Here is a 7,540-nt window from a genome sequence, read left to right as displayed (position 1 = left end):
CGAAGATATCGCTCTTGCATATAAGCTTCGCTGGGATATCGAGGTCTTTTTTGGCTGGTGGAAGAAACATCTCAATGTGTACCATTTGATTGCCAGAAGCCCACACGGCTTGATGGCGCAAATACTAGGTGGTCTGATAACTTACCTGCTCCTTGCAATTTACTGCCATGAGGAACACAACGAGCGCGTTAGTATTAATCGTGTCAGAGAACTAAGAACAAAAATAAGAAACGAAATAGTTGAAATGATGGCCGAATCTCACGATGTTGACGGAACCGAGGCTGGCGTCGGAGAGCATCCACCATCAACTGCAACTTCTTAACCGGACACTACTGGGGGTAAACAAAAAAGTTTTTTGATTCTCTCCCTGGCTTTTCTCAGATGTCCTCAGATGTGCTCCCTGTTAAGGGTTTTCGGTTTGCTTGGTTTTCTCGGTTTTTCTCGGCTCCTAACCGAGATACACCCTGCGCACGCGGCGGGTGGCTATGCCGCACAAGACTTCGTACGGTATGGTCCCGGCTTTCTCGGCCATCTCCTCGGCGCTGATGCAGTCCCCCATGGGATCGGGACCCAGTAGCGTCACGTCGTCGCCTACCGCGACCCCTTTTACGTTGGTGACGTCCAGCATGATCCAGTCCATGCAGACGGTGCCGGCTACCTTCGCCCTCTGCCCCCTTATCAGGGCCTCGCCTTTGTTGGTGAGGCTGCGGCAATAGCCGTCGGCGTAACCTACCGGCACGCTCGCTATCAGGGCTCGCTCGCTGGCCACGTAACGCCTGCCGTAGCTGATGCTGGTGCCGGGCTCGACCCACTTGAGCATCGCCACCCGGCTCTTCAGGCGCATCACCGGCTGCGACGGGACCTGCCCCTCGAAGTCGCCGGAGGGGAGCGCGCCGTACAGGATGATGCCGGGGCGGGCCAGGTTGCAGTAAGGAAGATCTTGGGCGAGGATGGCGGCGCTGTTGGCGACGTGCACGTAGCTGGGCGCGTATCCCTGCCGGCGCGCCTCTTCGACGGCGGCGTTGAAACGCTCAGCCTGCAGCTTGGTAAAGGCGATCCCTTCGGGGTCGAGTTCGTCGGCGCTGGCGAAGTGGGAGAAGATTCCCTCCAACTCCAGGTTCTTGAACTGCTTCAGCTTGGCGAGGAACTCGGGGACCTCGTGGTAGGGAACCCCGAGCCTCCCCATCCCGGTGTCGACCTTGAGATGGATGTGCGCCTTCCGGTAGCACTTGATCTCCAGCGCGGCCTGGTCCAGCGCTGCGGCCTGCTCCAGCGAGAAAAGCGCGGTGGAGATGTTGAGGCCGATGCAGCGCCTCTCCTCGCCGGGGTAGATCCCGCCGAGAATCAGCACCGGCCGGGTGATGCCGCTCATGCGCAGCTGCACCCCTTCGGCCAGGAAGGCGACGGCGAAGGCGTCGACGCCGAGCTTCTCCAGCTCTTCCGAAATGTACTGGAAGCCATGCCCGTAGGCGTCCGCCTTGACCACGGCCAAAAGCCCGCACCCTTCGGGGACCCGCTTTTGAACCAGGGAGAAATTGTGCCGCAGGGCGGCAAGATCTATCTCGACAACTGTAGGACGACTGTCCATAAAAAGACCCGTATCCCTAGAGGTGAATGAAATCAGGCCGGGAGGTCCCGGCCAGTGAATTTTCTACCACTTCTGCCTGAAGCTGTAAAGGTAAAAACCCGAAACCGATTGACTTATCAGCAGGATTCCATTATGTTTACGCGCAGCCACTAAAGCCAGCTAGGGGAGTTCTTGAGAACTGAGACAGGCGCGGCCTGAACCCTTTGAACCTGATCCGGTTGACACCGGCGTAGGGAAGCGGCGCGAACTCCGACCTTTCTATTTCCGGAGCCGTGACCCATTCCGTCACGGCTCTTTTTCGTTCCAAAACCAAAACCCCAAAACCCTTAACAAGGAGAACATCTGAGTAAAAGCTAACCCCTGAGAGAACCTGAAAGCTTCAAGACTTGGGGTTAACCCAAAAGACTTTGCTTTTAGCTTCTCTCCGGTTCTGTTTATTCTCAGATGTGCTCAGATTTTCTCCTTGTTAGCGGTTTGGTTTTCTCAGCTTTTCTCAGCCTTTCACAGAGGTTAACGTGCTAAGACTCGTGGTGGACCATAGCGGCAAGGAGCGGCGCATCGGGGGGCTCTACCTCATCACGGACCAAGCGGAGCGCCTGGTCCACCGCGTGGGCGAGGCACTCTCCTCGGGAGGGGTCGCCGTCCTGCAGTACCGGGACAAGGTCCGCAGCTACGAGGAACGCCTGGAACTGGGACAGGAGCTGAAACACCTCTGCACGGAATTCCAGGTGGAATTCATCGTCAACGACGACGTCGAACTGGCCCTTGCCCTCGACGCCGACGGCGTCCACCTGGGGCAGGACGACGGAGACCCGGCCGCGGCACGCAAGGCGCTCGGCCCCAAAAAGATGATCGGGATCTCGACCCATTCGCTTACCGAAGCGCTCGAGGCGCAGGAGGCCGGCGCCGACTACGTCGGTTTCGGAGCCATCTACCCCACCGAGAGCAAGGAGGTCGAGCATATCCAGGGGCCGGAGAAGCTCGCCCTTTTGAAGGAAAAACTGAGGATACCGGTGGTCGCCATCGGCGGCATCACCAGGGACAACGCCTGCGCGGTGATCGACGCCGGAGCCGACGCCATCGCGGTGATCTCGGCGGTGCTGTCGGCCAGATCCCCCGCGCTCGCCGCGACGGAACTGGCGCTCCTCTTCAACAGGAAGGCGATGCAGCCGCGCGGCGGCGTGCTCACCGTGGCCGGGAGCGACTCGGGAGGGGGCGCCGGCATCCAGGCGGACCTGAAGACGGTGACGCTTTTGGGAAGCTACGGCGCCTCGGCCATCACCGCGCTCACCGCACAGAACACCCGCGGCGTTACCGCCATCCATCCGGTCCCGGCCGCCTTCCTCGCGGAACAGATCGACGCGGTCCTCACGGACATCCCGATCGACGTGGTGAAGGTAGGGATGCTCTCCTCGGCCGAGAACGCAGCCACCCTCGCCGACAGGCTCACCGCCCACGGCATGAGGATGGTGGTGCTCGACCCGGTGATGAGCGCCAAGGGGGGGGTAGCGCTCATGGAGGACGAGGCGCTAGGCGTCCTGAAACAGAGGCTCATCCCGCTTTGCTACCTGCTCACGCCGAACATTCCGGAGGCCGAGGCCCTCACCGGGCTCACCATCACCGATACGGCCGGCATGGAACTAGCCTCCCGGGCTCTGCACCTCATGGGGGCAAAGCACGTGCTGGTCAAGGGGGGGCACCTGACCGAGGGGGTGGTCACCGACATCCTCTTCGACGGCGCCGGCTTCACCCGCTTCACGGCTCCGCGCGTACTCACCCGCAACACCCACGGCACCGGTTGCACGCTGGCCTCGGCAATAGCAAGCTACCTGGCCCAGGGGGAACCGCTCCCCGGCGCGGTGCTCCGGGCGAAGCTCTTCGTCACCCGCGCCATCAAGTACGCCCAACCGCTGGGAAAGGGGCACGGCCCCGTGAACCATTTCATGGCGGCAAGAGACCAGGAATAAGCAGGGGCTGGGGACTGGGGAATTTTCATCGACACGACAAGAAGCAAGTTCAATAAAGGAGTAGACATGACTCAGCTCGAATACGCCCGCAAGGGGATCATTACCGACAAGATGAAGACCGCGGCCCTCGCCGAAGGGGTGGATCCCGAATTCATCCGCGCCGGGATCGCCGCGGGCAACATCATCATCTGCCACAACAACAAGCACGCAAACGGGACCCCGCTCGCAGTGGGTAAGGGGCTCAGAACCAAGGTGAACGCCAACATCGGCTCCTCCGCCGACGACCTCAACTTCGAAAACGAGCTGGAGAAGGTGCGCGTGGCCGTGGCCAGCGGCGCCGACGCCATCATGGACCTCTCGACCGGCGGACCGGTGGACGAGATCCGCCGCGCCGTGATCGCCGAGACCTCCGCCTGCATCGGCACCGTGCCGCTCTACCAGGCGGCACTCGACGCGGTCAGAAAGCACAAGAAGGCGATCGTGGAGATGACGGTCGAGGACATCTTCCAGGGGGTGATCAAGCACGCCGAGGACGGCGTCGACTTCATCACCGTGCACTGCGGCGTGACCCGTTCGACGGTCGAGCGCATGCGCAAGGAAGGGCGCATCATGGACGTGGTCTCCCGCGGCGGCGCCTTCACCATCGAGTGGATGGCGCACAACAACGCGGAAAACCCGCTCTACGAGCACTTCGACCGCCTGCTGGAAATCGTCAAGGCCTACGACATGACACTGTCGCTGGGAGACGGCTTCCGCCCCGGCTGCCTGGCCGATGCGACCGACCGCGCCCAGATCCACGAGCTGATCCTTTTGGGCGAACTCACCCAGCGCGCACAGGAGTACGGCGTGCAGGTGATGATCGAGGGGCCCGGCCACATGCCGCTGAACCAGATCGAGGCCAACATCCTCTTGCAGAAGCGGCTTTGCCACGGCGCACCCTTCTATGTGCTCGGGCCGCTGGTCACCGACATAGCTCCTGGCTACGACCACATCACCTCGGCTATCGGCGGCACCATAGCCGCGGCCGCCGGGGCCGACTTCCTCTGCTACGTGACCCCTTCGGAGCACCTGAAGCTCCCGAGCGTCGAGGACGTGCGCGAGGGTGTCATGGCGAGCCGCATCGCGGCGCACGCAGCCGACATCGTCAAGGGGGTCAAGGGGGCCATGGAGAAGGACAACGAGATGGCCCGCTGCCGCAAGAAGCTCGATTGGGAGGGGCAGTTCGCCCACGCCATCGACCCGGTAAAGGCGCGCCGCCTGAGGGAGGAGTCGGGGGTCGCCGACCACGGCGCCTGCACCATGTGCGGCGAGTTCTGCGCCTACAAGGTGATGGACGACGCCACCCAGCGCGAAAAGGCCAACTCAGCCAACGCGGCCTGAACCTAGCGAAAAGAAAGGAAAAAAGCCATGCCCGGCGCGCTGCCAGGCATGGCTTTTTTGTTCCGAACTCCCCTGCCCTTTCTTTAAGACTACTGGCGGTGGTTGAAACGCATGGTGATGGTGGTCCCTTTCCCCAGCTTGCTCCACGCCAGCACCCGGCCGCGATGCATGGTCATGATCGCCTTGACGATGGCGAGCCCAAGCCCGGTCCCGACGCGGAACTCCCCCTCCACTTCCTGGTCTATCCGGTAGAAACGGTCGAACAGCATCGGCAGATGCTTGGCCTCTATGCCGCACCCGGTATCGCTCACGTCCACCTCAACGCTGCCGTCGTTGCGGGGGCGAATGGTAACCGACACCACCCCGCCGCTCGGGGTGTGCGAGATGGCGTTGGAAACCAGGTTGCTGAGCGCGCGGCGAAAGAGGGTCCGGTCGGCAGCGATGACGGCGGCGCCGCGGCACTCCAGGGTGATGCCGGCCTCGGCCGCCTCCTCCGAGAAGTAGTCGATGACCTCGAAAGCCTCCCCCTCTGCCGCTAGCCTTTGCAGCAAAAGATCGTTGTTGTTGCTGTCGGCGCGCGCCAGAAAGAGCAGCCGGTCTATGGTCAGGGAGAGCTGGGTGTACTCCTCCAGCGCCGAGGCGAGTACCTCGCGGTAGGCCTCCGGCGTCCTTTCCTTGGACAAGGCTATTTCGGTCTGCAGCATCAGGTTGCCTATCGGGGTGCGCAGCTCGTGCGCCAGGTTCCCCGAGTAGTGCGAAAGGCGCTGGAAGGACGTTTCCAGGGTGTCCATCATGGTGTTGAAGGAGTTGGCCAGGGACTGCATCTCGACGGGGAAGTTGGCGGGGCTGAGCCTCGTGCCGAGCTCGTCGTCGGTTACCTGCGCGATGGTGTCGGAGAGGTCGTTGAGCGGCTTCAACCCGTGCCGCACCACGAGAAGCGAACTGGGTATGGCGAACAAAAGGCCGCCGAAGCCGAAAAGGATCAGGTAGGTGCGGTAGCTGGCGGCGAGCCTTTCGTGCGGGGAGAGGTCGACGGCGATCTGCAGCCGCCAGCCGTTTTTTTGCGACAGGGGGTCGTGCAGCCCTGCGTTGCGGATCAGGTATAACTTGCCGTCGGCGGTCCGGTACTTCTTGAGCTGACAGACCCCCGCCTGCGGGAAGGCCGCGATGGGAACGTCCCTGATGTTCTTGCCCTCGATGAGCGGGTTGCCGTTTTTATCCAGGAGGCGGAGCAGGATGCTGTGACGCCCCACCTCCTCGCTCTCGGCCTCGTTCAGCATCGATTTCCGGAGCATATCTACTCCGTTAGGGGAGAAAAGCAGCGTTCTGATGGAGGCGATTTCCGACCTGAGTTCTGCGTTGGCGGATTGGTCCAACTGTTCGACGATCTTGAAGTACAGCAAGGTGGCGCAGACGGTAAAGGCGACCAGGATGGTAAGGATATGCACCATGGCCAGGTTGTGGGCGATGGAGAAAGCCCCGGGAAGGTCGATCAGAATCCCTTTTTTTAGAAGCCGCAGCGCCTTACCGATCTTCAAGTATGTACCCCAAGCCGCGCACCGTGTGTATCAGTTTCTTCTCGTAAGGCCCGTCCACCTTGGCCCTCAGGGCGGCAACCTTGACGTCGACGATCTTCAGGTTGGCGTCGAAGCCGAGGTTCCACACCCGCTCGGCGATCCTCAACCGGCTTTGCACCTCTCCCGCCCGCCGGATCAGCAGGGAGAGCAGGGCGAACTCCTTCGGGGTGAGGTCCAGGTTCTTTCCGGCGCGGGTCGCCTTGTGGGCGAAGAAGTTGACGGTAAGGTCCGCCACCTGTATCTCGTCCTGCTGCACCACCTGCCCCCGGCGCAACAGCGCCTGGACCCGGGCGCAAAGTTCGGCGAAAGAGTACGGCTTGACCAGGTAGTCGTCCGCCCCAAGCTGCAGCCCGGTGATGCGGTCGTGCACCTCGTCGCGCGCGGTAAGGATCATGACCGGAGTGGTGGATCCCCCTTCGCGCAACCGCTTCACCACCTCGAACCCGTCGATGCCGGGGAGCATAAGGTCGAGGACGATCAGGTCGTAGTCCCTCTCCCGGGCCATCGCCAGCCCCTTGAGCCCGTCGGATGCGACGTCCACCGTCACCGACATCTCCGACAACCCCCTGCGCAACTGTTCAGCGGTTTTTTCCGCGTCTTCCACGATCAAAAAATACATAAGCTCGTATTCCTCCGGGGCCGGCAGCGGCCGTCCTAGCCGAACGACAGCGAATAGCCCCAGTAGCTGCCGGCGCCGACCACCAAAAGCAGCAGGACGTGTTTTATCACCAGCATCCTGCGCCGCGTCCGTTCAGCTTCGGGGCCGTAAAAATTGTTGACGTAGGTGAAGCTGCGCATCCCGCCGGTGGCGAAGATGGCGGCGGCAGCCCCCACCGTGTTCCAGAAGAAGAACCGCTCGATCCCGGAGAGGATCACGGTCACCTCGGGGATCCCTCCCCGGAAACCGTGCAGCAGGTAGATCGCTATCAACGCCGAGAGCCAGTAGCCCGTGGCGAAATCGTGGATGAAGCCGTTCAGCACGATGGCTGCCTTCTTGATCGAATCCATGTTGCTCCAGAATCTTGTCC

At 61.9% G+C, this 7,540-nt stretch carries 7 protein-coding genes and 1 riboswitch; of the genes, 3 read left to right on the top strand and 4 right to left on the bottom strand.

Annotation, left to right across the window (positions count from 1 at the left end):
* Positions 1-322, top strand: a 322-nt coding sequence (locus tag K419_RS23300) for a transposase (RefSeq protein WP_318842543.1), incomplete at its 5' end; no start/stop codon positions are given.
* Between the two features lie 126 nt (positions 323-448).
* On the opposite strand, the gene alr is transcribed toward K419_RS23300, so the two are convergent.
* Positions 449-1,588, bottom strand: coding sequence for an alanine racemase (gene alr / locus K419_RS0118360; protein WP_026842834.1), 1,140 nt, complete (start codon positions 1,586-1,588; stop codon positions 449-451).
* A gap of 151 nt (positions 1,589-1,739) precedes the next feature.
* Positions 1,740-1,841: riboswitch (TPP riboswitch) on the top strand.
* A 262-nt stretch (positions 1,842-2,103) separates the two neighbouring features.
* Between alr and thiD the strand changes: the two genes are divergently transcribed.
* Both thiD and thiC read left to right on the top strand, forming a co-directional pair.
* Positions 2,104-3,555, top strand: coding sequence for a bifunctional hydroxymethylpyrimidine kinase/phosphomethylpyrimidine kinase (gene thiD, locus K419_RS0118355; RefSeq protein ID WP_026842833.1), 1,452 nt, complete (start codon positions 2,104-2,106; stop codon positions 3,553-3,555).
* A gap of 66 nt (positions 3,556-3,621) precedes the next feature.
* Complete coding sequence (gene thiC, locus K419_RS0118350) at positions 3,622-4,935, top strand: phosphomethylpyrimidine synthase ThiC (protein ID WP_026842832.1); 1,314 nt, start codon at positions 3,622-3,624, stop codon at positions 4,933-4,935.
* A gap of 89 nt (positions 4,936-5,024) precedes the next feature.
* Here the strand turns inward: thiC and K419_RS0118345 are convergent, their stop codons facing one another.
* Genes K419_RS0118345 through K419_RS0118335 form a run of 3 tightly spaced genes read right to left on the bottom strand, consistent with a single transcriptional unit; the run spans position 5,025 to position 7,520 of the window.
* The gene (locus K419_RS0118345; RefSeq protein ID WP_026842831.1) at positions 5,025-6,473 is read right to left on the bottom strand and encodes a heavy metal sensor histidine kinase; all 1,449 of its coding nucleotides are present in this window, start codon (positions 6,471-6,473) and stop codon (positions 5,025-5,027) included.
* Positions 6,460-7,131: a heavy metal response regulator transcription factor gene (locus K419_RS0118340; protein WP_026842830.1), complete on the bottom strand. Its 672-nt coding sequence runs from the start codon at positions 7,129-7,131 to the stop codon at positions 6,460-6,462. Before K419_RS0118340 ends, K419_RS0118345 begins: the two co-directional genes overlap by 14 nt.
* A gap of 35 nt (positions 7,132-7,166) precedes the next feature.
* A complete protein-coding gene (locus tag K419_RS0118335) occupies positions 7,167-7,520 on the bottom strand; it encodes a hypothetical protein (protein WP_012531892.1) in 354 nt (117 codons plus the stop codon).
* Positions 7,521-7,540: the final 20 nt, after the last annotated feature.

The sequence above is a fragment of the Citrifermentans bremense R1 genome (assembly GCF_000426865.1).
Classification (GTDB): Bacteria; Desulfobacterota; Desulfuromonadia; order Geobacterales; family Geobacteraceae; genus Geomonas; species Geomonas bremensis.
The sequence above is the reverse complement of the archived record's forward strand: the minus strand, read 5'-3'. Positions and strand labels throughout refer to the sequence as shown.